The 23344-nt window shown below is 55.2% G+C and carries 20 protein-coding genes; 9 read left to right on the top strand and 11 right to left on the bottom strand.

Translation table 11 applies throughout. The features are described from left to right. Positions 1-5: 5 nt before the first annotated feature. On the top strand, positions 6-95 hold the full coding sequence (locus RT613_RS23860; RefSeq protein ID WP_409558809.1) for a hypothetical protein: 90 nt from the start codon (positions 6-8) through the stop codon (positions 93-95). A gap of 183 nt (positions 96-278) precedes the next feature. Here RT613_RS23860 and RT613_RS10875 read toward each other — a convergent pair whose 3' ends face one another. Continuing rightward, entirely contained in the window at positions 279-593 is a 315-nt protein-coding gene (locus RT613_RS10875) for a Dabb family protein (RefSeq protein WP_313615260.1), read from the bottom strand. Between the two features lie 803 nt (positions 594-1396). Here RT613_RS10875 and RT613_RS10870 point away from each other — a divergent pair. Then, positions 1397-3058 (top strand): alpha/beta-hydrolase family protein, encoded by a 1662-nt coding sequence (locus RT613_RS10870; protein WP_313615258.1) that lies wholly within the window; start codon positions 1397-1399, stop codon positions 3056-3058. Positions 3059-3093: 35 nt separating this feature from the next. Here the strand turns inward: RT613_RS10870 and RT613_RS10865 are convergent, their stop codons facing one another. Next, positions 3094-3933 (bottom strand): SDR family oxidoreductase, encoded by an 840-nt coding sequence (locus RT613_RS10865; RefSeq protein WP_313615257.1) that lies wholly within the window; start codon positions 3931-3933, stop codon positions 3094-3096. A 138-nt stretch (positions 3934-4071) separates the two neighbouring features. Here RT613_RS10865 and RT613_RS10860 point away from each other — a divergent pair, with 138 nt between their 5' ends. Beyond that, on the top strand, positions 4072-4446 hold the full coding sequence (locus tag RT613_RS10860; protein ID WP_313615255.1) for a helix-turn-helix domain-containing protein: 375 nt from the start codon (positions 4072-4074) through the stop codon (positions 4444-4446). 5 nt (positions 4447-4451) lie between these two features. Here RT613_RS10860 and RT613_RS10855 read toward each other — a convergent pair whose 3' ends face one another. After that, complete coding sequence (locus RT613_RS10855; RefSeq protein WP_313615254.1) at positions 4452-4883, bottom strand: Lrp/AsnC family transcriptional regulator; 432 nt, start codon at positions 4881-4883, stop codon at positions 4452-4454. A 125-nt stretch (positions 4884-5008) separates the two neighbouring features. On the opposite strand from RT613_RS10855, the gene RT613_RS10850 reads away from it, so the two are divergent. Next, positions 5009-6109 carry a saccharopine dehydrogenase family protein gene (locus RT613_RS10850; protein ID WP_313615253.1) on the top strand — a complete coding sequence of 367 codons (1101 nt, stop codon included), beginning with the start codon at positions 5009-5011 and terminating at the stop codon, positions 6107-6109. A 53-nt stretch (positions 6110-6162) separates the two neighbouring features. Here the strand turns inward: RT613_RS10850 and RT613_RS10845 are convergent, their stop codons facing one another. The 4 genes from RT613_RS10845 to RT613_RS10830 all read right to left on the bottom strand — a co-directional run bounded on the left by RT613_RS10845 (position 6163) and on the right by RT613_RS10830 (position 12478). Further along, positions 6163-7626: a protein adenylyltransferase SelO gene (locus RT613_RS10845; RefSeq protein WP_409558806.1), complete on the bottom strand. Its 1464-nt coding sequence runs from the start codon at positions 7624-7626 to the stop codon at positions 6163-6165. Positions 7627-7700: 74 nt separating this feature from the next. Then, complete coding sequence (locus RT613_RS10840) at positions 7701-8900, bottom strand: low temperature requirement protein A (RefSeq protein ID WP_313615251.1); 1200 nt, start codon at positions 8898-8900, stop codon at positions 7701-7703. A gap of 26 nt (positions 8901-8926) precedes the next feature. Beyond that, a complete protein-coding gene (locus RT613_RS10835) occupies positions 8927-9205 on the bottom strand; it encodes a hypothetical protein (RefSeq protein ID WP_313615249.1) in 279 nt (92 codons plus the stop codon). Between the two features lie 93 nt (positions 9206-9298). Further along, positions 9299-12478 carry a PAS domain S-box protein gene (locus tag RT613_RS10830; RefSeq protein WP_313615248.1) on the bottom strand — a complete coding sequence of 1060 codons (3180 nt, stop codon included), beginning with the start codon at positions 12476-12478 and terminating at the stop codon, positions 9299-9301. A 248-nt stretch (positions 12479-12726) separates the two neighbouring features. Between RT613_RS10830 and RT613_RS10825 the strand changes: the two genes are divergently transcribed. The 4 genes from RT613_RS10825 (at position 12727) to RT613_RS10810 (ending at position 16896) form a co-directional block, all read left to right on the top strand. Further along, on the top strand, positions 12727-14442 hold the full coding sequence (locus RT613_RS10825; RefSeq protein ID WP_313615246.1) for a glycoside hydrolase family 32 protein: 1716 nt from the start codon (positions 12727-12729) through the stop codon (positions 14440-14442). 130 nt (positions 14443-14572) lie between these two features. Beyond that, entirely contained in the window at positions 14573-15301 is a 729-nt protein-coding gene (locus RT613_RS10820; protein WP_313615244.1) for a hypothetical protein, read from the top strand. Between the two features lie 86 nt (positions 15302-15387). Beyond that, complete coding sequence (locus RT613_RS10815) at positions 15388-16461, top strand: linear amide C-N hydrolase (protein WP_313615242.1); 1074 nt, start codon at positions 15388-15390, stop codon at positions 16459-16461. A gap of 105 nt (positions 16462-16566) precedes the next feature. Beyond that, entirely contained in the window at positions 16567-16896 is a 330-nt protein-coding gene (locus RT613_RS10810; RefSeq protein ID WP_313615240.1) for an SMR family transporter, read from the top strand. Positions 16897-16921: 25 nt separating this feature from the next. Here RT613_RS10810 and RT613_RS10805 read toward each other — a convergent pair whose 3' ends face one another. The 4 genes from RT613_RS10805 to RT613_RS10790 form a co-directional block, all read right to left on the bottom strand. Beyond that, positions 16922-17125, bottom strand: coding sequence for a heavy-metal-associated domain-containing protein (locus RT613_RS10805; RefSeq protein WP_313615238.1), 204 nt, complete (start codon positions 17123-17125; stop codon positions 16922-16924). Between the two features lie 37 nt (positions 17126-17162). Continuing rightward, positions 17163-17591, bottom strand: coding sequence for a Cu(I)-responsive transcriptional regulator (gene cueR, locus RT613_RS10800; protein ID WP_313615236.1), 429 nt, complete (start codon positions 17589-17591; stop codon positions 17163-17165). Further along, positions 17588-20140, bottom strand: coding sequence for a heavy metal translocating P-type ATPase (locus RT613_RS10795; protein WP_313615234.1), 2553 nt, complete (start codon positions 20138-20140; stop codon positions 17588-17590). The genes cueR and RT613_RS10795 overlap by 4 nt, the downstream gene beginning before the upstream one ends. Before the next feature lie 242 nt (positions 20141-20382). Further along, positions 20383-20856 (bottom strand): YcgN family cysteine cluster protein, encoded by a 474-nt coding sequence (locus RT613_RS10790; RefSeq protein WP_313615232.1) that lies wholly within the window; start codon positions 20854-20856, stop codon positions 20383-20385. Positions 20857-21024: 168 nt separating this feature from the next. Between RT613_RS10790 and RT613_RS10785 the strand changes: the two genes are divergently transcribed. Further along, a complete protein-coding gene (locus tag RT613_RS10785; protein WP_313615231.1) occupies positions 21025-23217 on the top strand; it encodes a transglycosylase domain-containing protein in 2193 nt (730 codons plus the stop codon). Positions 23218-23344: the final 127 nt, after the last annotated feature.

Raw genomic sequence — 23344 nt, 5'->3', positions numbered from 1 at the left:
TCTGCATCGCCCATGATCTTTTCGTTGATCAGAAGGACTCCGGCCATTTCATTTTCATCGAGGAATGGCCCGACAGGACGGCACTCAATGCCTAAATGCGCCACAGAAAATTTCACCCGCTTTTTGCCTCTGATCAACCAGCATCAACAACAGGATGGCACCTTTTATTTTGATGAATGGGCTCGAACCCGTCCCATAGAGAACGCAGAAAAAAACCGCCGCGAAATTGCTTTCCGGCGGTTTGATTTTCGGACCACTAGAGTGGATTGCTCTTCGCCTCAATCTGATTTGATCGGGTTTGTCACAGCCCTAGCGCTGTCATAGTCCGCGGCGATGCGCATTTCGCGCAGCGGCTTTACTGTCGAGGTCGAACGATTATAGTCCGGGTGCGCCTTGTAAGCGGCAAGTGCTGCTTCATCCTCAAACTCACCATACACGACAAAATCGATTTCATTGTCCCACTGGTCATTCTTCACATTCTCGCCAATCTCCAGCTTTGAAGCGTGCGGGATCGCGGTGAGGATCGACAATCCTGCCCGTACCGCCTCGCGGTTTGCTTTTGTGGCTGTGAAGAAAACGATGTGACGGATCACGGCTGCACCCTGCTTTTAATATTCGTCTGAATTGTCCCCGGCGATATCACCTGCGCCGCCCATGTTCAATCCGCGGGACATGACACAACGATTCTCACACTAAACTGTGAGCGGCACTCTTGCCTTTGAACGCGCTTTTTTCTGCGTCAAAAAAGGAACTTTCGTCGCAGAAGAACCGCGCTGGAACAAAGCGGCACGTGGACCTGCTGTCAGCGTGATTGCCTTTCATCAAATGCTAATCGATTTGAAAAAATCTTAATCGATTTTAATGTCATCAAGGCCTGTTTGGAGTGGTTTTTTGCTTGAAGCGTGGAACGATCACGGTAATCCTCACGTTCATTGACCCGCTATTAACAATAGGAGGAATGCCAATGACACCGACAATTCCCCATGATGTTGCACAGCGTCTCGAAGATGAATGGCGTCAGATGCGCGATCTCGGATCGAAGCAAAAGCCAGTGACTGAGAGCAAAAAGTAATATTCATAAGGTTTTCGTAAGGGGCATTTCATGCCCCTTACTTTTTTGGGAAATTCATTCCCAAATTCATCCGCGATATTGATTGCCAAGAACGGCTTGCCCGTCACCTCGGTTTGATGATCGCGTTATCGTGCCGTTTTCCCGAAAGTCTTAGCTTGGTTACCAGGACACCCATTCGGTGTATCTGTATCCCGTGAGAGTTAACGAAATCATGAAATAGGATTATTATCCTATTTTGCGCAATTTTATCAATTTCGCCTGCTGGCATATCCGGAGTAGCCGTAATAGAGTTGGGCAAATAGCCAACAGGATTTTGAAACAATCATGAATTTTCAATTCCTTAGGAAATTTCCATCCTCCCTTTCCATTACGGGCATTCTGATTGGAACGCTGTTTTTCTGCGTTTCACTGACCCCCAGCCTGCTACCCCGGACCTATGTCATGCAGGGTGCGCTGTGCGGATTTGCTTTCAGTACCGGATACATGATCGGCGTGTTCCTGCATTGGGTGTGGGCCTATCTTCAGTTGCCGGAACCGGACCGGAATCAGGCACGTGGCATACGGTTCATCATTTCCTTTGCCTGCCTGATCACCGCGATCTTTTTCCTGTGGCAAGCCGCAGAGTGGCAAAACTCCATTCGTATCCTGATGCATCTGCAGCCAGTGGACAGTGCACATCCGACCAAAACAGGTCTCATTGCTGCAGCAATCAGTATTGTGCTGATTGCGGCCGGCCGCCTCTTCCAGTTCATCCTGCGGTTTACCTCACAGCGCAGCGGTCGTTTCCTGCCGCGCCGTGTGGCGAATGTTGTCGGTGTCGCCGTTGCCGTGTCGCTGTCGTGGATGGTGGTCAACGGCATCATCTTCGACATTGGGCTTAGAGCAATGGACTCGTCCCTCAAGCAGTTCGACTCGATGATGGAGCCGGATGTCGCAAGGCCGATCGATGCCAGCAAAACCGGTAGCGGCGCATCTCTGGTCAGCTGGGAGGGTCTTGGCCGACGCGGTCGTGAATATGTGGCAACCGGCCCATCCAAGGCGGATATTGAGGTACTGACCGCAAAACCGGCGCAGGAGCCTATCCGGGTCTATACCGGCCTGAACTCGGCAGAGACACCGCAGGACCGAGCAAAACTGGCACTGGAGGAGTTGAAGCGACAGGGCGGTTTTGAACGTTCGATGCTGGTTATCATTGTGCCAACCGGCACCGGCTGGATTGACCCTGAGGCGGTTGACACACTGGAATATCTGCACCAAGGCGATACGGCCAGCATTGCCGTGCAATATTCCTATCTCTCCAGCTGGCTGGCACTACTGACAGAACCCGATTACGGTATTGAGACGGGCCGTGCTTTGTTTCAGGAGGTCTATGGTTACTGGACCACACTGCCAAAAGACCAGCGTCCCAAACTGTATCTGCATGGTCTGAGTCTCGGTTCGCTGAACTCGCAGAAGTCTTCGGATCTTTATGATGTTCTGGCAGATCCGTTTGACGGGGCTCTGTGGAGCGGACCACCCTTCTCCAGCACAACTTGGCGCATGGCGACCAACGGTCGTGAACCGGGTTCGCCGGCATGGTTGCCACGCTTCCGGGATTCGTCGGTCATCCGCTTTGCCAACCAAACCACGACGGCTGAGATGCCGGACAAGCCGTGGGGGCCGATGCGGATTGTCTACCTGCAATATGCCAGCGACCCGATCACCTTCTTCGAACCCTCGGCGCTTTATCGCCGCCCCGCTTGGATGGATGCGCCACGCGGACCGGATGTTTCACTGTCGCTGCGCTGGTTTCCGGTCGTCACACTTCTGCAATTGGGGCTCGATGTCGCCTCTGCGACAACAGCGCCGATGGGTTATGGCCACGTCTATGCGCCGGAGCATTATATTGATGCCTGGATACAGGTGACCCAGCCACAAGGCTGGAACGCGGAAGAGACACAGAGGCTGAAGGCGTTTTTCATCAAGCGGCGTAGTTTGACAGAATAGGGCAGAAACAGCTCTGCCCTGTCTGACGTCATCGCTTAACCTTTAAGCGCTGCAAGATTGTCGGCGATGTAGGTTTCCAGCGAGCGTGCGGGTTTACCGGTCAGCACCTCAACATCGCCGGTGACAGCTGACGTCCACCCCTGACGGACCGGGTAGAAGATCGAGGTGAGGAATGTTGCGTAATCCTCCGGCACACCAACACCGGTCAAAAGTCCGATAAAGGCCTCGTCACTCAAGGTCGAATAAGTCACGGGCTTGCCGATCGCCGTGGAGATGAGAGCAATCGCTTCGGCGTAACCCAGTGCCTTCGGGCCGGTCAGGTTAAATGCCTTGCCATTAAATTTGCTTGTTGTGAGTGCTGCGGCTGCACTGGCGGCAATGTCCCGCACATCGATGAAGCTGGACTTGCCGTCATCGGCAGGCACGGAAACCTGACCTTGGTCGATGCCTGCCTTCCAGTAGGTATGGAAGTTGTCCGAGAACCAGTTGGGCCGCAGGATGACAAAAGGCACGCCTGAATTGATGATTTCCAGTTCCACCTGACGGTAAGGAATGCTGTCATCTGCATCGACACCCAGCACGCTCTGGAAGACGATTTTGACCTTGCGGCTGATGGCGGCTTCGATGACCGGCAACAACTTGCCCTTGGCATCGACGTAACCGCCCGCCAGCATGATGTAGGCACGATCGACGCCCTCGAATGCCGGGCCGAAGGTTGCTGCATCATCATAATCAAACCGCACGCCTTCCGCACCCTCGATCGCGTTGCCGGAGCGGGACGCTGCCTTCACGCTTTCGCCCTTGTCGAGCAACAGCTTGACCAGCGGTTTGCCGACGTTTCCATTTGCCCCCAATACGAGAACCTTGCCTGCCATATCAAAACCTCTTAGTATCCGTTAGAAACTATGTGCGCAGACGATACATACTTTCCTTGAAAAATTTGCGAAAGAGAGCACTTTGAAGTCACATGGTTTCCATCAGGAAACCGGTGAACATGCCAAAGCGGGGTTGAGATGGAACATGTCTATGATGTCTACGAGGATCGCTGCCCCACCCGCATGGTGCTGGACAGGCTGGCCGACAAATGGGCGCTGTTGATCCTGGATCGGTTGCGGTCGAAGACCGTGCGCTTCAACCACCTGCGACGCGACATCAAAGGCATTTCGCAAAAGGTTCTGTCACAGACCCTAAAAAAGCTGGAGCGCGACGGCCTGATCAACCGCGAGGTCTTCCCCACCGTTCCCGTGACAGTGGAATATTCCCTGACACCGCTTGGGCTGACGTTGAATGAAACCGTGGCAGCCCTCACCCATTGGGCGGAAGGCAATATAGAAGCAGTGCTGGCGGCGCAAAAAGCCTATGATGACAATATCGCCGAGAAGAACTGAACGGTTCAGCGCGAAATCCGGGTCGACAAAATAATCGACGATAGGGTTCGCTCAACCCCATCGATTGCGCCGATGCGATCAATCAGGCTGTCGAGGTCGGCAATGGATGGCGCTGCCAGAATGGCAATCAGATCAAAAGTGCCGCTGACAGAATGCAGTGTGGTGACCTCACTGATTGCGGCCAGCGCCGCCGTCACGGCCGGCAGGGACTTGGGCGCGATGGTTATCAACACATGCGCTCGCACCAACCCGCTGCGATAGGCATCCGACAGCCGAAGGCCGTAACCGGCAATCACCCCATCTGCTTCCAGACGCTCGATCCGGGCCTGCACCGTGGTGCGGGACAGGCCGAGTTTGCGCGCCAGTTCCGTCACCGGCATGCGGGCATTTTCACTCAACAGCGCCAGCAAAGCGCGATCCTTGTCGCCCACCGTCATATTGCACAATCCTGTCGGCATTATGCGTTATTTATTTCGTCCATATGAAACATATGCAGCTACAAATCGACAAGAAAAATCGGCATTCTGTTAAAAAATTGCATTGCCTCTGCGGGGAAAACAAAATGAAAAACATTGTTGTCGTTGGTGCTGGAAATATCGGTTCTGCCATCTCATGGATGCTGGCAGCCACGGGTGATTACCGGATTACCGTTGCGGACCGGTCCACAGAGCAGTTGGCCAATGTGCCGGCTCACGAGCTGGTTGAAACCAAAGTTGTCGATATTACCAACCGTCCGGAACTTGAGGCCTTGCTCAAAGGCCAGTTCGCGGTGCTGTCTGCTGCACCGTTTCACCTGACCTCTGGCATCGCCGAAGCGGCGGTTGCGGTTGGCACACATTATCTCGATCTGACGGAAGACGTCGAATCCACCCGCCGGGTCAAGGCACTGGCGGAAACCGCCAACACTGCACTCATCCCACAGTGCGGTCTGGCACCCGGTTTCATTTCCATCGTGGCTGCCGATCTCGCGTCGCGCTTCGATAAGCTGGACAGCGTGCGCATGCGGGTTGGTGCCCTTCCGCAATATCCGTCCAATGCGTTGAACTATAACCTCACCTGGAGCACAGACGGCCTGATCAACGAATATATCGAGCCGTGCGAAGCGATTGTCGAGGGACGCCTGACTGCGGTGCCAGCGCTGGAAGAACGCGAAGAGTTTTCGCTGGATGGCGTCACCTATGAGGCGTTCAACACGTCGGGTGGCCTTGGTACACTGGCGGCAACGCTGGAAGGCAAGGTGCGGACCATGAACTACCGCACCATCCGTTATCCCGGCCATGTGTCGATCATGAAGGCGTTGCTGAACGACCTGAACCTGCGCAACCGCCGCGAAGTGCTGAAAGACCTGTTCGAAAACGCCCTGCCCGCCACAATGCAGGACGTTGTGATTGTGTTTGTGACTGTGTGCGGCACACGCGGTGGCCGTTTCCTTCAGGAAACCTATGCCAACAAGGTTTATGCCGGCCCGGTAGCCGGCCGCATGATGAGCGCAATCCAGATCACCACAGCCGCCGGTATTTGCACGGTTCTGGATCTCCTGGCCGATGGCAGCCTTCCACAGAAGGGTTTCGTGACGCAGGAAGAAGTTGCTCTACCAAAATTCCTCAACAACCGCTTCGGCCATTATTATGCGCCGCATGACGGTCTGGCGAAGGTTGGCTGAGTTAGCTCAATCGGGGGCGATCACCTTTCGCCCCCAATCTGTTGTTCCTGGACTTAAGTCCCACAGAATGTCCTGAACACCCGCTCATGGCCCATTGGCGGCTGCATGTAGACGGAAAATTCCGGCAGTTCTTCAAACGGCTTGGCGATGGCCTTCAGCATGTCGTGGAAGGGTTCGAAATCTTCATCCTCAACTGCTGCGGCAATCAGTTCTTCGATGCGGTGATTGCGCGGAATGATCGCCGGATTGGTGGCGCGCATCTTGCTCGCCCGGTCAGCCGGTGAAATTGACTCACGCCCTGCCCGTTCCTTCCATCGTGCAAGCCAAGTGTCGATGGAATGCAGATCAATAAACATGCTGCGGAATGGTTCGACGTTACCTTCTGCCGCGTCACAGAGCCGGCGGAAGGCGAGCGTGAAATCGACCTCGCCCAGCTTCATCTGCTCCAGCAGATCCTGCACCAGCGCTTCGTCATCATCCTCTTCATTGTCCAAGCCTAGCTTCTGACGGAGACCGGACAGCCAGCGCTGCGGGAAGGTTTTGGCAAAATCTGCCAACACGCCATTGGCCATCTCGGCTGCTTTTTCGACATTGTCATCCAGCAGCGGCAGCAGGCACTCCGCCAGCCGGGCAATGTTCCACTGGGCGATGCCCGGCTGGTTGTTATAGGCGTAACGCCCCTGCGCATCGATGGAAGAAAACACCTTCATCGGCTGGTATTCATCGAGAAAGGCACAGGGGCCAAAGTCAATGGTTTCGCCTGACACTGCCATATTGTCAGTGTTCATCACGCCGTGAATGAAACCGACCATCAACCAGCGGGCAATCAGTTCAAGCTGGCGTGCGGCAATGCCCTGCAGCATGGCAAGATACGGATTTTCGGCCTGTCTGGCGTCCGGATAGTGGCGATCAATGACGTGATCTGCCAGGGCCTTGATGGCCTCATTGTCTTCTCTGGCGGCAAAAAACTGGAATGTGCCGACGCGGATATGGCTTGCAGCAACACGGGTAAAGACACCGCCCGGCAGCCCGGTTTCACGCTGGACGCGCTCGCCTGTCGTCACGGCGGCAAGCGCGCGTGTAGCGGGAATGCCAAGCGCATACATGGCCTCGGATACGATATATTCCCGCAACACAGGTCCGAGCGCTGCGCGCCCATCACCTCGCCGAGAGAATGGCGTACGGCCAGCCCCTTTTAACTGAATGTCACGGCGTTTGCCTGATGTGTCGACCACCTCACCCAGCAGAATTGCTCGGCCATCGCCAAGCTGCGGCACGAAGCCGCCAAACTGATGGCCGGCATAAGCCATGGCAAGAGGCTCGGAGCCTTGCAGAATGGTGTTGCCGGAGAAGATCTGCGCCAGACGTGCATCATCGGAATCAGCCAGATCAAGCCCAAGCTCTTCGGCAAGAGGCCTGTTGAAGGCTATAAGCTGCGGCGCTTTTACCTGCGTCGGCATGACCGCTGCGGTAAACCGTTCAGGCAGGCGGGCATATGAATTGTCAAAATGGGTCAAGGTTTCACTCCCTGCGTTTGCCTCTATATGGGACTTGTCAGGCAAAGATGCGAGAGGATTTCACCCACACACCATCATGCGGCGGAAACAGCGACCACCCGCCGGCGAAGTACCAGATATTCCCATATGGCGACCATCAACAGCACTGTGGCACTGGCAATCTGCAACAGATAAAGCGGCAAGCCTGGCAAGAAGAGGAAACCGGCCAGAATGGCAATGCCGGCAAAATGCGACAAAGGACGTATATGAGCGGAAGCCATTTTCACACCGATCGCTCCGGCCAGGAACAGGACCGGCCCACCGATGAGTGCGAGCGTATGGCGCAGCGTCGCCTCCTCATGGCTGTGCGACAGGCTGAAATCCTCACCGACCGCGGTTAAGATGATGCCGGCGACGATTGGCAAATGACCGTAGTTAAACAGGTTTTGGGCGATTTTTTCCGGCGCTGCCGCACCATCGACCTTTTCGGACACCCGCTCCTGCGCATAATCAAAATAAATCCACCACATCAGAACTGTGCTGGAAAAGGCGCAGAAAAACACCAGGAATGTCAGGCTGGAATTCATGTGTTCCGATGCGGTACGCCCGGTCGTCAGGATCGTTTCGCCCAGGCATATGATGACGAACAAAGCACAGCGCTCCGCCAGATGTTCGCCCGACAGCCCGAGCTTTTCCTCACCGCCGGCTTGTAGACCCGGTACGTAATATCTTACCAGCGGCCCTATATATTCCACCGCAATGGCAAGCGTCCACAAGACGATGCGCAGATGCAGCTCGGCCAGTCCGCCGGCGAACCAGAACAGGCTTGAAAACACCAGCCACACTGCAATACGTGCAAATATGCGATGATTTTCGTCATCAACGCCTTTGAACACATAGAGCGCAAAACATGTCCTGCCGATCTGGATGGCGCTGTAGACGATCGCAAACACCATACCCTGTTCGCTAAAGGCTTCGGGGATGGAGATCGCCAGCAGGATGCCGCCAAACATCATGGCAAATAGCAGAAGCCGCACGACTTCCTTCTCGGTGTTCAGCAGGTTGGTGAGCCAGGTGGTATTGATCCATAACCACCACAAAGCCAGGATGAGGATTGCCGCCTCAATGAGGGCCGTTGCCCCGAAATCTTCCGCCAATGTGTGTGACAGCTGGATCAGCGCAAAGACAAAGACCAGATCAAAGAACAATTCAGGGAATGTCGCCTTGCCGCTTTCCTGATCATCACGTTTTAAAAGCCCGGCTTTTGCCGGCTCTGCAGCCTGCGTATTCTTCATGATGTGCCCCGCATGCCGAGTGTTCTTTATCGCATTGCTGCATCAGCCAGATCATTACGTTCCAGCCCAGGGTTTTCCCGACCAGGAAATTTCATCGCAGTTGCCGGGTCCGTATAAAAACGCGGGCCGACAAGGCGCACGCGCTTGCCTGCAACATCGGTGATGTAATGGACCTCACCGGCGGCGGCAGTCACCTGCTGGTTTTTCTGGGCCGGTGGGCCGCCAGCCTGTATGGATTGGGACAAAGCGGGAAGTGAAGTGGCTGTAAGGGTAATAACCGCAAGACTGATCGACAGCCAATTCATATCTGTTCTCCATACATGATGAGATTTCACGCATGGAGAACCGTAAAGGGAAAATTTTGTTCCATCGCCCGATCAAGCCCGGCAATGGACCGATCAGGACGCCTTCGGTAGAAGCGTTGGCGCGGGCTTGTTCTTAAGTTGCGGGATTTCGTTGAGCAGTTCGCTGACCTGATTTGTCGTCAAAGGTCGCGCCATCAGGAAACCCTGAACCTCGTTGCACTGATCCGCAGTTAGCATTGCAAGCTGGTCGTTGGTTTCAACGCCTTCGGCGGTGACCGACATGCCAAGCGCCTTGCCCAGACCGAGAATGGCCTGAATGATCGAGCGTGCGCTATCGCTGGAATCAATGTCCGAGATAAAGCTGCGATCGATCTTGATCACGTCAAACGGGAAGTTGCGCAGGTAGCTCAGCGAGGAATAGCCGGTTCCGAAATCGTCCATGGCAAGCTTCACGCCAAGCGCCTTCAAATCCTGAAGTACTTCATTGGCGCGCTCAGCATCCTCCAGCAGCACACCTTCGGTGATTTCGAGTTCCAGCAGATGACCGGGCAGACCGCTTTCCAGCAGGCTTGACTTGACCTTGTCGACCAGTCCGGCGTCGCGGAACTGGATGGGTGACACGTTGACGGATACGCCGATACCCTCCCATTTGGCGGCAGCATTGCAAGCAGTGCGCAAAATCCACTCTCCAAGTGGAACGATCAAGCCATTCTGTTCGGCTATCGAAATGAAATCCACCGGGCTAATACGACCGCGCTCAGGATGCGCCCATCGAACCAGTGCTTCAACGCTGCGGATCGTTCTCTGGCGTGTATCGAATCGCGGCTGATATTCGAGATAGAAATCACCGGCTGTCAGACTATGACGCATGTCTTCAGCCAATTGCCGCTGCACGCTGATCTTCTCATTCATCTCGGACGCAAAGAAGCTGTAATGTCCGCGACCATTTTCCTTGGAGCGATAGAGGGCCGCATCGGCCATCCGCAACAGTTCGTCCGGTGTCGTTGCATCGGTTGGCGCAATAGCAATACCAATGGACATACCAACGCTGACCTCGCCACCATCGTGACGGATCGGCTGGGTGACTGACCTATAGAGATTTTTGCAGAAGGGCTCGATCTCATCCATCGTCATGCCAGGTGCGGCAATGACGAATTCGTCACCGCCGATACGGGCAACGAGTTGATCGTCCTTCAATGAGCGGCGCATACGGTCAGCCACTTCGCCCAACACACGGTCACCGACATGGTGGCCATAGGTGTCGTTGACCGGCTTGAAACGGTCGAGGTCGATATAGAACACCACCATACTGGCTTCTGGACCACCAAGGCAGGCATTCATGAAGCTCGACAATTTGGCACGGTTGGGCAAGGACGTTGCGGCGTCGTGGTTGGCCTGACGGCGCGCATCCTCGAAGGCTTCGGCAAGCGCAACATTGGAGCTGACATCGGTGGCATATTTGATGACCTTGACCGGCTTGCCGTCGAGATCGAGCACCGGATTATAGGAGGCCTGAATCCAGATTTCACGGCCGTCCTTGCCCAGACGTTTGTACATGCCGGAGTGATAGGCGCCGGTGCGCAAAAGATCCCAGAACTCAACATAGTCACGGCTGGCGGCAAATTCCTTCTCAACCAGCGTCGCGTGATGTTTGCCGTCGAGTTCATTGGCTTCATAACCGAACATCGACAGGAAGTTTTCATTGGCCTCGGCGACCGTGCCATCGAGGTTGAACACCACAACGCCCTGTGATCTGTGAATGGCGTTGATCTGGCCGACATGGTCGGCATGCATCATCTTGTCGGCGGTAACATCGGTTGCGTATTTGACGATCTTGAACGGCTTGCCGTTCATGTCGAGAATGGGGTTATAGGTAGCTTGCAGCCAGATCTCGCGCCCACCCTTGCAGATGCGGCGATATTCGCCGGCGCAATGGTGACCTTCGGACAGTTTTTTCCAGAATGTCTTGTAGTCCTCGGTCTTTGCATATTCCTGTTCCACGAACATGCTGTGGTGCATGCCGCGCACGTCGGAATAACGGTAACCGGTGGCATCAAGGAAGTTTTCGTTGGCATCGATGATCGTGCCGTCAAGCTCGAACGAAATCACGCATTGTGCGTTGTGGATCGCAGCAATCTGACCTTGATTGTCGGCCTGCAACAAGCGTTCATCAGTCACCACGGAGGCGTATTTCACCACCTTGACCGGCTGACCATTGGTATCAAAAATCGGATTATAGGTTGCCTGTAACCAGACTTCCTTACCGTCCTTGCCAACGCGACGATACTGGCCGGAGCGATGGTGCCCCTTACGCAGGTCCTGCCAGAAGGCGGCATATTCACCGCTATGGGCATAGGACGGCTCCACAAAGATGCGGTGGTGACGTCCGCAAATTTCGTTTTCCGAATACCCGGTTGCTTCCAGAAACAGGTCGTTGGCCTCCAGAATGGTGCCGTACATGTCAAACGTGATAACAAGGTTGGACTTGTGGATGGCGGTGATCTGCCAGCTGTAATCCGCCTGGCGCAGCTTTTGCTGAGTAATGTCGGTGGCGTATTTCACGACCTTGGTTGGACGTCCCGCAGGATCGAGAACCGGACTGTAAACCGCCTGCAGCCAGACTTCCTTGCCATTCTTGTTGATACGCTGGCATTCTCCTATCCGGTGCCCGCCCGCAGAAAGCTCATTCCAGAACGCCTGATACTCAGCCCCATCACGCTTATCTTCGCGGATGAAAATGGAATGATGCTGGCCAAGCACTTCATGCTCCTGATAACCCATGGTTTTCAGGAATATGTCATTGGCGCTGAGAATGATGCCGTTCAGCGAAAAATGGGCAACGGCCTGCGTTTTATTGATAGCGACAATCTGACTACGCTCATCCGCTTCGCGGGTCTGCTGCTCGGTCACGTCCTCAACGATCTGCACGATTTCATTGATATGACCACGGTCGTCCTGCAACGGCACGTAACGGGAATGCAGCCAGATTTCACGTCCACCATTGGTGATGCACAAAGAGCGTTTTTCAACGATCTTGCCGTCGCGCAAATTCTCCCAGGTCGTATTATGTTCGCTGCGCTGGTAACTTTTTGACAGGAACATGGTGTCCTGCTGGCCGATCAGATCAGGCAGCTCATACCCGGTAATGCGCAAAAACCTGTGGTTTGCAGCATTGATTCTGCCATCCGGTGAATACCGAACCGTAGCAAAAACCTGATTGAGCGCACGTAACTCGGCATGCACTTCAGAGGTTTTATTAGTAATGACAGACATTTGTTCTACCGAATAAAAATGAAATTTCGGCACCGTTATAGTCCATGACTATCTAAACAAATGTAAACCATTGTATCTTCACGAGAAGTTCAGCTTCTAAGTTAATGAAACATCTACAATGCGCTGCAAGCATAGCGCCATGGTTGACGCACGATGCTCACCTTGATGTCATGCAGCCTTGTTCTTGCTGAACTTTTGGGCCTTAGTTTCGTTGTCTAGGGTTACACACAGACGAGAAAGGACGCTGAATGAACGACACATCCTTGCCCATCGAAGCAGAGAGCGCCATTCGCACCATCCACCTCGACCTCCCCGTCAACACGACATTCCACATATGGCTGAAGGCAAAAAAAGATGATGAAGCAGGTGCTGTTGCCTTTTCCAATGCCAATGGGAAATTTGCCGAGGTTTCCAGTTCCAATACTGACGAATATTCATTTCGCATCTACCAGATTTTCGGCGGCGGCCATGTGGAGTTGAATTATGACACGGCTCTGACGGCCGTGTCGGTCATCTACTGGTTTACTGCCTCCGACGTGCTGGAAACCGGCATTACCGTGGTTCACACCAAGCCGGACAATGCCGCACCCGACATATCTGGCAGCTATCATTTCCGCCCACCCTTCGGCTGGATGAATGATCCCAACGGCTTTGGTCGTTTTGAAGGGCGCCCGCACCTGTTCTATCAGCATTATTCACATGGGCTGCACTGGAACACCATGCATTGGGGCCATGCCGTTTCGTCCGATTACCTGCGCTGGCGGCATCTGCCAATCTTTCTGTTCCCATCTGAGGAACTGACCGCCAAACCCGACAAACGTGGCGGGGCATTTTCCGGCACCACCATTCCGCTTGCCGAGGGACCGGGCATTCGCGTGTTCTTTACCGAGCAGGAATTGGGACGTGAGCCGGAACAGCAGATCCAGCTGACCGCGACCTCCCATGACCTGATCATGGCCGGTCAGGCCGAGGTCATTCTCGCCAATCGACCCGCCAATGAAGGCCTGACGCCCGATTTTCGTGACCCCTACGTGTTCAAGGGGCCGGATGGCATCTGGAAGATGTTGCTTGGCAGCCAGAGCGATCAGGGCGGCGTTATTCTTCTGTATGAAACGCAGGACCCGACCGCCGCGTCCGACTGGACCTATGTCGGTAAATTGCTGGTCGAGACCCGCTACAAGACAACGGCGATCGAGTGTCCATGCCTGCTGCCACTGGATGGGCCAGTCACCGGCCGCGCTACACGCTGGGTATTGATTTATGGTCTGATGCACAGCGAGGATGCGCAGACCGGCCGCAGGAACCTGACCATGGCCGATGTCGGCTGGTTCGATGGCAAGACCTTCACCAAGTCCTTCGGCCAGGAACTGGATTTCGGCACCGATAATTATGCGTTCCAGGCGTTTCTCGACGGTGACACCGCCGTTGGCATAGGATGGTTGGCCAACTGGTGTGACGCTAGCCCGGAGATCGATTTCCCGACCGCAATGACACTACCACGACGGTTGCATCTTGCCGGTGATGCCCTGTTGACACCGCCGATTGGCGCGGCGGAAAGCCTGCGTAGCCACATTCTCGACCGCACCCGCCTGGCGGCCGGAGACCGCGTGACGTTTCTGAGCGGCGCCATCGAACTGCTTTTCGAAACCTCGGAAGCTGGTGGTCACTTCGAACTGGAGCTCGACCACCCTACTTTAAGGCTTGGTGTGGTGTGCGATGACACCGGGCTTTGGATCCGCCACGAGGATAAGAATGGTGCGCCATCACCGCATTATCTGGCGCGAGATGCCCGGCCTTCGCGCTTTCGAATATTTCTCGACTTCGGCTCGATTGAAGTGTTCGCCGACAAGGGGCGCTGGGTCGGCACAAAACGCATCGACGGCTTTGCCCCTGTCAGTTCCGCAGTGCTGCACGCGCCGACCGGTTCCGTGCAACATGCAACCATATGGGCACTCAAACCGTAGTCTTTTAAATTTCATCCACCCTGCATTGAATTAGATTGCGCGACAATAACTTCTGATTATTATCCTCGCCAGATGCGTAAATGGCGGGGGCGTTACTTTGTGTCATTCCATTCGTTCGTTGATGTCGGCCGTGGCTTTGTCAGCCCTTGCTTTTCCGGCTGTTGGCGCTGATTTCAATGCAGAACGCATGGCGCCTGAACGGGAATGGGCAGTGATTGTCAGCCCTTATGCCTGGGCCGCAAGCCTGAAAGGTGATGGTTCACTGGCCGGGTTCGACACCGATGTCGATGTGCCTTTCTCCGACGTTCTCAAACATCTCGATTTCGTGGCCATGGGCAATGTCGAAATCACCAACGGTTATTGGGGCGTCTATTTCGATGTGCAACATGTGCGCACCAGCCAGGATGAGGAATTGCTGGCCAATGAACTCGACCTTGGTATCAAGACTACCTCGTTGAGTGCCGGTGCCTTCTTCAAGGCCTATGAGGCTGAGCTGGGTGGCCAGACTGTATTTAACCGCCCACGTACCATTTCGATTGAACCAACCGCCGGTATTCGCTGGACGAAGCTGGAAGGCAGCGTGCATTTTCTGGGTCTGAGCGCTCAAAAGAGTGCCGACTGGGTTGATCCCTTCATTGGGGTGCGCGTCAATGCCGACCTGACCGATCGCTGGAACCTGTTCAGCTCGGTGGATGTCGGTGGTTTCGATGTCGGCTCGAAATTCACCATCAACGCGCAATCCTATCTCGGTTATCGCACCGCCATGTTCGGCAAACCGACAATCCTGCGCGCCGGATACCGCGTGCTGCATCAGGACTATGAAAGCGACGACTTTACCGGCGCCAACAAGTTCCGCTGAAACGTGACACAGCATGGGCCTGTCGTCGGTTTTTCCATGCGCTTTTGAACGTCCTGATACCAGGCTCCAAGCAGAGGACATCTCCCATGAAAGCCAGACGCCTTAACGTTTCAAAATCATTGGCGGCCCTTGCCTTTGCCAGCATTTTCACGCTCCAGACCACTGCGGAAGCCTGCACCCGCGTTGTTTATCTCGGTCCAAACGACAACATCATTACCGCCCGTTCGATGGACTGGAAAAATGACGTTGCGACCAATCTCTGGGTCTTGCCACGCGGCATCGAGCGAACAGGCGAAGCCGGGCCAAATTCCATCAAATGGAAAGCGAAATATGGCAGCGTGGTTGCCACCGGTTATGATGTTTCCACCACAGACGGCGTCAATGAAATGGGTCTCAACGCCAACCTGTTGTGGCTGGTGGAATCACAATATCCGCCCCTTGATAACAACAAGCCGGGCCTGACGATTGCTGCCTGGGCGCAATATGTGCTGGACAGTTTTGCGACGGTTGCCGAGGCGGTCGAGGCGCTGGAAAAAGAGCCATTTACCATCGTGACCGACAATGTGCCGGGTGAAAACCGCCTGACCACGCTTCATCTGTCGATCTCCGACGCCAGCGGTGACAGCGCGATTGTCGAGTATATCGACGGCAAGCAGATCATTCATCACAACCGCGATTATCAGGTGATGACCAACTCGCCGATTTTCGATCAGCAGCTTGCGCTCAACGCCTATTGGAAAAGCATTGGTGGCACAACGATGCTGCCCGGCACCAACCGTGCGGCAGATCGCTTTGCGCGTGCCTCGTTCTACGTCAATGCCATTCCTAAAGAGGAAGACACCAACCGGGCTCTCGCCAGCGTGTTCAGCGTTATCCGCAATGCGTCCGTGCCATTTGGCATCAACACGCCGGAAGAACCCAATATTTCCTCCACCCGCTGGCGGGTGGTGACGGACCACAAACGAAAGCTCTATTTCTTCGAGTCCGCACTGACACCCAACACATTCTGGGTTGATTTGAAGAAGCTGGATTTTGCAGAAAACACCGGCAAGGTGCTGAAACTCGATCTGGGGCCTGACCAGGATCACACCTATTCCGGTGAGACGAGCGCCCTATTTAAGGAGAGTCCAGCCTTCAAATTTTTAGGGCTGCCGCAGTAATCATGTGATCCGAAAGGTGGCGCGCCAACATGCCTGGTGATGCGGGTGCGACCATCATTTAAAATTCACGTGACGGAAATTGGGTTTTCTGCTTGATGCGTTGATATGAACGCATATCTCGCACTTGGCATCGCCATCGTCTCCGAAGTCATCGCAACGGCCGCGCTCAAAGCATCACAGGGCTTTAGCCAACTCGTGCCATCGATCATCGTAGTGCTCGGTTATGGCGCGGCGTTTTATTTCCTGTCGATCACGCTCAAATCCATTCCGGTCGGCGTGGCCTATGCCATCTGGTCCGGCACCGGCATTGTGCTGATCTCGATCATCGGCTGGGTGCTGATGGGCCAAAAGCTGGATCTGCCGGCAATTATCGGCATTGCGCTCATCATGGCCGGCGTCATCACCATCAATGTCTGGTCTTCAACAGGCCATTGATGGTGACAAAGAGTGGCGGGTACTGTCACGCCGCCTTTTCAGGGCTGTAACCGGCCTCACGAATGGCCTCTTCGGCCGTTTCTGCATTGCCGGCAACCGACACACGATGCGTCGAAAGATCGATGCTGACCACAGCATCCGGCAGTACATCTGCCAGTGCGCCACGCACGGTTTTTTCACAATGGCCGCAGGTCATGTCAGGTACGTGGAATGTCACCGTATCGCTCATGTTATTTCCTTTCATGCTCGTTCAATTCAGAGGTGTTTCAGTTCTTGTGATGGCTATGTTTGGTCGTCGCTGGCTCATCGAAACCGGCGAGATCATCAAGGATCGGGCAATCGGGCCGATGGTCTCCGCCACAGCAATGAGCAAGGTGAGACAGCGTCGTCACCATACTTTTCATTTCCGCAATCTTGTGTTCGAGATCGGCAATATGGGAGAGCGCGATTTCCTTCACCGCGCTGCTTTCCCGGCTCTTGTCCTGCCAGAGTTTTAAAAGAGTTTCGGTTTCTTCCAGCGAAAAACCAAGCGTCCGCGAGCGTTTGATGAAGCGCAGATTGTGCACATCCTGCGCATTATAAACGCGGTAATTGTTGCCAGTGCGTTCAGCTGGATGGATAAGCCCGATCTGCTCATAATAACGGATCATCTTGGCTGAGACGCCTGATGCCAAAGAAGCCTGTCCAATGTTCATGCCGCGCTGCCTCCATGCTGAGACACCTTTGCCGTTTTCAGACGCAGCGCATTGGCCACCACAAAGACGCTGGACAATGCCATGGCGCCCGCACCCAACATTGGCGACAACAAGATGCCAAGGGATGGGTAGAGTACACCGGCGGCAACCGGCACCAGCGCCACGTTGTAACCGAAGGCCCAGAACAGGTTTTCCTTGATGTTGCGGATGGTGGCGCGGCTCATTTCAATGGCGTTGACTGCGCCGGTCAGGTCACCACCCACCAGCACCACATCAGCACTTTCAATGGCGACATCCGTGCCTGTCCCGATGGCAAGACCGATATCGGCCTCGGCCAAAGCCGGGGCGTCATTGATGCCATCCCCGACAAAGGCAAGCGTCTTGCCGCCTTGGCGTAGATCATGAATGGCCTTGACCTTGCCTTCCGGCAGAACTTCGGCCACCACACGGGTGATGCCGACCTGACGGGCAATGGCTTTGGCGGTGCGTTCATTATCGCCGGTCACCATAACCACCTCTATGCCCACGTCCTGCAAAGCCTTGATGGCAGTGACGCTGGTTGGCTTCAAGGGATCGGCCACAGCGATGATCGCCGCCAGCTTGCCATCGATTGCGGCATAAAGCGGCGTCTTGCCCTCATCCCCCAAACGATTGGCAACCTCGGCAAAAACCTCTGCCGAGAGGCCGAGCTTATTCATGAATCGGTCCGCACCGACCTCAACCTTGCGGCCGGAGACGATCGCCGCAATGCCGTAACCAGTCACGCTCTCGAAGCTCTGCGCAGTTTCTACAGCACCCAAGCCCCGGTCTTTGGCCGCCTTGACGATGGCTTCGGCAATCGGATGCTCGGAGCGAGCCTCAACCGCAGCCACCAAAGCCAGCACCTCGTTCTCGCCAAAACCATCGGCCACAACGAGATCGGTCAGTTCCGGGCTGCCCTTGGTGACGGTGCCTGTCTTGTCCACCACCAGGATCTGGGCAGAGCGCAGCGCCTGCAGGGCATCACCCTTGCGGAACAGCACACCAAGCTCAGCCGCCCTGCCCGTTCCAACCATGATCGAGGTTGGCGTTGCCAGACCCATGGCGCAGGGGCAGGCAATGATCAGTACCGCGACGGCATTGACGAGAGCATAGGTATAAGCCGGCGACGGACCGAATGTCAGCCAGACAAAGAAGGTGATGATGGCAATGGCGATGATCACAGGCACGAACAATGCCGTAACCCGGTCGACCAGCAGCTGGATCGGCAGCTTGGAGCCTTGCGCCTCTTCCACCATGCGGATGATCTGCGACAGCACAGTATCGCCGCCGACCTTGGTGGCCTTGAACCGGAAACCGCCTGTCTTGTTGATGGTGCCGCCGATCACGGCTGCACCTGCGGTTTTCTCGACCGGCACCGGCTCGCCCGAGATCATCGATTCATCGACAAAGGAGTTGCCATCCACCACCTCGCCATCAACCGGGATACGTTCACCAGGACGGATGATGATGACATCTCCCAGCACCACATCGTCAGGCGAAATCTCGATTTCCCGGCCATCACGTTCAACACGTGCGGTTTTGGCTTGTAGGCTTGCAAGTTTGCGAATGGCATCGCCGGTCTTGCCGCTGGCACGCGCTTCCAACAGGCGCCCGGTCAGGATCAGCACAACGATAACGGTGGCCGCCTCGTAATAGACGAACTGCGCCTCATTGGGCAGAAGGTCCGGCACGAAGGTCACAAACACCGAATAGGCATAGGCCGCCAGGACGCCCAGCGCGACCAGCGAGTTCATTTCCGGTGCACCATGCAAAAGAGCGGGAATGCCAGCCTTGAGGAACCGCCAACCGGGGCCAAAGATCACCACTGTCGCCAGCGCAAAATAGACGTAATAAAGCGTCTGCGTTTCGATGATGCCCATCAGCCAATGATGAAACGGCTCATAGATATGGCCGGTCATCTCGAGCACGAACAGCGGCAGGGTCAATACGCCACCCAGCAAAAGATCGCGTTTCAGCGAGGCCTCATCGCCGGCATGATGCATGTGGTCATGGCCACCCTGTGCACCATGGTCCTGCATATGGGCTGCGTGATGGTGACCGCTGTGGTGGTGATGGCCAGAAATAGCGGCTGCCGCGGGTTTGAAACCGGCAGCCTGCGCGGTCTGCGACAGGGTTTCCCGCTCATGCCGGCCACCAATCGTTGCAATATGGACTGCGCCAGTTTGCGCATCGACATGCACATTGAGGACGGTAGCCACCGCCTCAAGCACATTTTTCAGACGGTCCGCTTCCTCAGGATTTTCCAGACCGGCAAAGTGCAATTCGATCTGGTTGGGCGAGACCTCATACCCCATCTTCTTGACGGCAGCGGCCAGCGCCTTGGCCGAAAATCCATCACCGGTCTCAACGGTCAGTTTTTTGGTCGCGAAATTCACGGAGCTTGTTGCAACGCCCGGCACCTTGGCAGCTGCGGTTTCAACGCGGCGCACACAGGACGCACAGGTCATGCCCTCAACAGGGATTGAAACAGGCTCTGCAGAATGGATGTGTTTAACGGTCTCGTTCATGGGTTATCCCCTTTCGAGACCCTATGTAATGCTTCCCATCATGGGAAGGTCAAGGCGCCAAACACGATAAAGTTGTCACATCCGTTTTTTAGCGCCAGCCATAGTGTCGCACCATCACATTTCGGATCTTCCAAGTGATGTGCCAGCACTTGGAAGCCGTTTTCTTTCAATGACATGTGATGGTCATCGGGGCGAGGCTCGCATGGCAGAGCGTGACCTCTGCCTTGCCAAGATGATCTGCCTCAGGGTCTTTCAGGTGCGTTTTGCCCAACTGTTAGCGGCCAATCGACCACATGGTCTTCGAAATCATCCACATCGACGTCAAGTTCGTTGACCGTGCGGTCACGTGCCGAAATGCCGGCGATGTGCACGGTTTCCCTGTCGCCGGAGACAAGTGGATGCCACCAGTAGAGATCATCGCCGTCACGCACCAAACGGTAACCGCAGGTCGGCGGCAACCAGCCAATTTCATCAACCAGTTCAGGGGTTAGCTGGATGCACTCCGGCACTGTTGCGCGGCGATTGGGGTAATCGCTGCACTGGCAGGAATGGCCATCCAGCAACTGACATCGCACAGAGGTAAACACCACATCACCGGTGTCCCAATCCTCCAGCTTGTTCAGACAGCACAGGCCACACCCATCACAGAGGCTTTCCCACTCCTGTAATGTCATTTCCTCCAGCGATTTCGTTTTCCAGAACGGAAGGTCACTCATTATTCATCATTCCATTTCATCATCGCGCGCCATCGCCGGATTTTGCCACCTCGTCAAGCATCGAGATATGCGGTATTTCTTATCTATGGGGCCGATGCCGAGGAATGACCCGCGCAAGCTCAATGCGTCAATCATTCCTTTCAGACCCGAACAGGACATGGTCGCGACGTGCAGGAAGACAAAAACACAAATAAGCCGCTGAAACGCAAGCGCCACATTTTACTGCGAATCGATTCCTGGATCGACTCCAGCCTGTGGACTGCGGGTTTCCGACTTGTTGACCTCTGGGAAGAAGTAACGATTTTTTCCCGAAAATTCCATGTCGAGGGCTGGAAAAAACATCTTATCAACCTCACAGGCAATGCGCTGACGCTTGGAGCCGCCGGTTCCGTGCTGTTACTGACACTTGCCATGCCTGCTTTTGAGGAAACCAAAAAAGACTGGCGATATCGTGGCGATTTCGCTGTAACCTTCCTTGATCGTTACGGCAACACCATTGGCCACCGCGGCATTATTCACGAAGATTCCGTTCCGATCGATGAGCTGCCCGACCATTTCATCAAGGCTGTGCTTGCCACCGAAGACCGCCGGTTCTTCGAACATTTCGGCATAGACTTCATTGGCCTGGCACGTGCGATGAGCGAAAACGCCCGTGCGGGTGGCGTCGTGCAGGGCGGCTCGACCCTGACACAGCAGTTGGCCAAAAACCTGTTCCTGACCAACGAACGTTCTCTGGAACGCAAGGTCAAGGAAGCCTTTCTGGCACTATGGCTTGAGGCCAACATGTCCAAGAAGGAAATTCTCAGCCTTTATCTCGACCGTGCCTATATGGGCGGTGGCACCTTCGGTGCGGCGGCCGCTTCGCAATTTTATTTCGGCAAGAACCTGAGTGACGTGACACTGGCAGAATCAGCTATGCTGGCTGGCCTGTTCAAGGCACCGGCCAAATATGCCCCACATGCCAACCTGCCAGCGGCGCGCGCCCGCGCCAATCAGGTGCTGTCCAACCTCGTTCAGGGCGGGCTGATGACCGAAGGACAGGTTGTTGGCGCACGTCGCAATCCGGCAACGGTGATTGACCGTGCCGAGGTCAAGACACCGGACTATTTCCTCGATTGGGCCTTTGACGAAGTGCAGAAGCTGTCGGCCGCCGGCAAATTCAAGGACCATACCGTCATTGTGCGCACCACGGTGGATACCGGGCTGCAAAGCGTTGCAGAACAAGCCCTGGAATCGGGCCTGCGTGAATACGGTGAAGGTTACCGCGCCAAACAAGGTGCGATGGTGATGGTCGAAAATGGCGGCGCCGTGCGTGCCATGGTTGGCGGACGAGACTATGGCGAAAGCCAATTCAACCGCGCCACCAATGCGCTGCGCCAGCCCGGTTCGTCTTTCAAGGTCTATACTTACGCTGCGACCATGGAAAAGGGTTACAAGCCGGAAACCCTGATTTCCGATGCACCAGTGACCTGGCGTGGCTGGTCGCCGCAAAATTACGGACGTTCCTATGCGGGCAAGGTTACGCTGGAAACGGCACTTGCCAAGTCTTACAACACCGTGCCAGTACGGCTTGCCAAGGATGTGCTTGGTACCAAGGTGATTGTTGAGACGGCCAAAGCAATGGGCGTGATGACACCGCTGCGTGAAGACAAGACCATTCCACTCGGCACTTCTGAAGTGACCGTACTGGATCAGGCAACAGCCTATGCGGTTTTCCCGGCCAATGGCATGCAGTCACGCCGCCACGGCATCGAACAGGTGCTCGATTACGAGGGCAATGTACTCTACGATTTCGAACGTGATGAACCGCCTGCCCACCGCGTATTGAGCGAGGAAGCCAACTCCAAGATGAATCGCATGCTGGTGACCATTCCAGTCAACGGTACTGCACGACGCGGCGCTCTGGAAAACGGCATCGTCAGCGGTGGCAAAACAGGCACCTCGCAGTCCTATCGTGACGCATGGTATGTGGGCTTTACCGGCAACTACACGACAGCAGTCTGGTTTGGTAATGACGACTTCACCCCGATGAACAACATGACCGGCGGCTCGCTCCCTGCCATGACCTTCAAACGTTTGATGGATTATGCCCACCAGGGCATGGAGATTCGTCCAATTCCCGGCATTCAAAACCCGCTGCCATCTGGCTCACGGCCCGAACCGGCTGCCGGTGCTGCCAATGTTGCCAATACAACGGAGAACCTGCCCGCCTTTGTACGTCCCCGCTCCCTCTCGACAGAGGCAACACGCATCATTCGCGGCATGAGTCAACGCTTCAAGGATGCTCCGGCACTGTCACTGACCGTGCAAAAGGTGGCCGGCATTGACAGCCCGTCCACGGGCAACAACGAGCAGAATTGAACCAAAGCGGGGCACAGTGAAAAACTCTGCATTTCCCAAAACGGGAATCAATGATACCGCTCTGACGTGTCGGCATGGAAACCGGGTTCGGATTTCGGCAGACACGCTGCATGGTTTCAATGCGTTG

This window comes from Agrobacterium sp. (assembly GCF_032092815.1).
GTDB lineage: Bacteria > Pseudomonadota > Alphaproteobacteria > Rhizobiales > Rhizobiaceae > Agrobacterium.
Note: the sequence above shows the minus strand (reverse complement) of the source record. Positions and strands in the feature narration are given on the sequence as shown.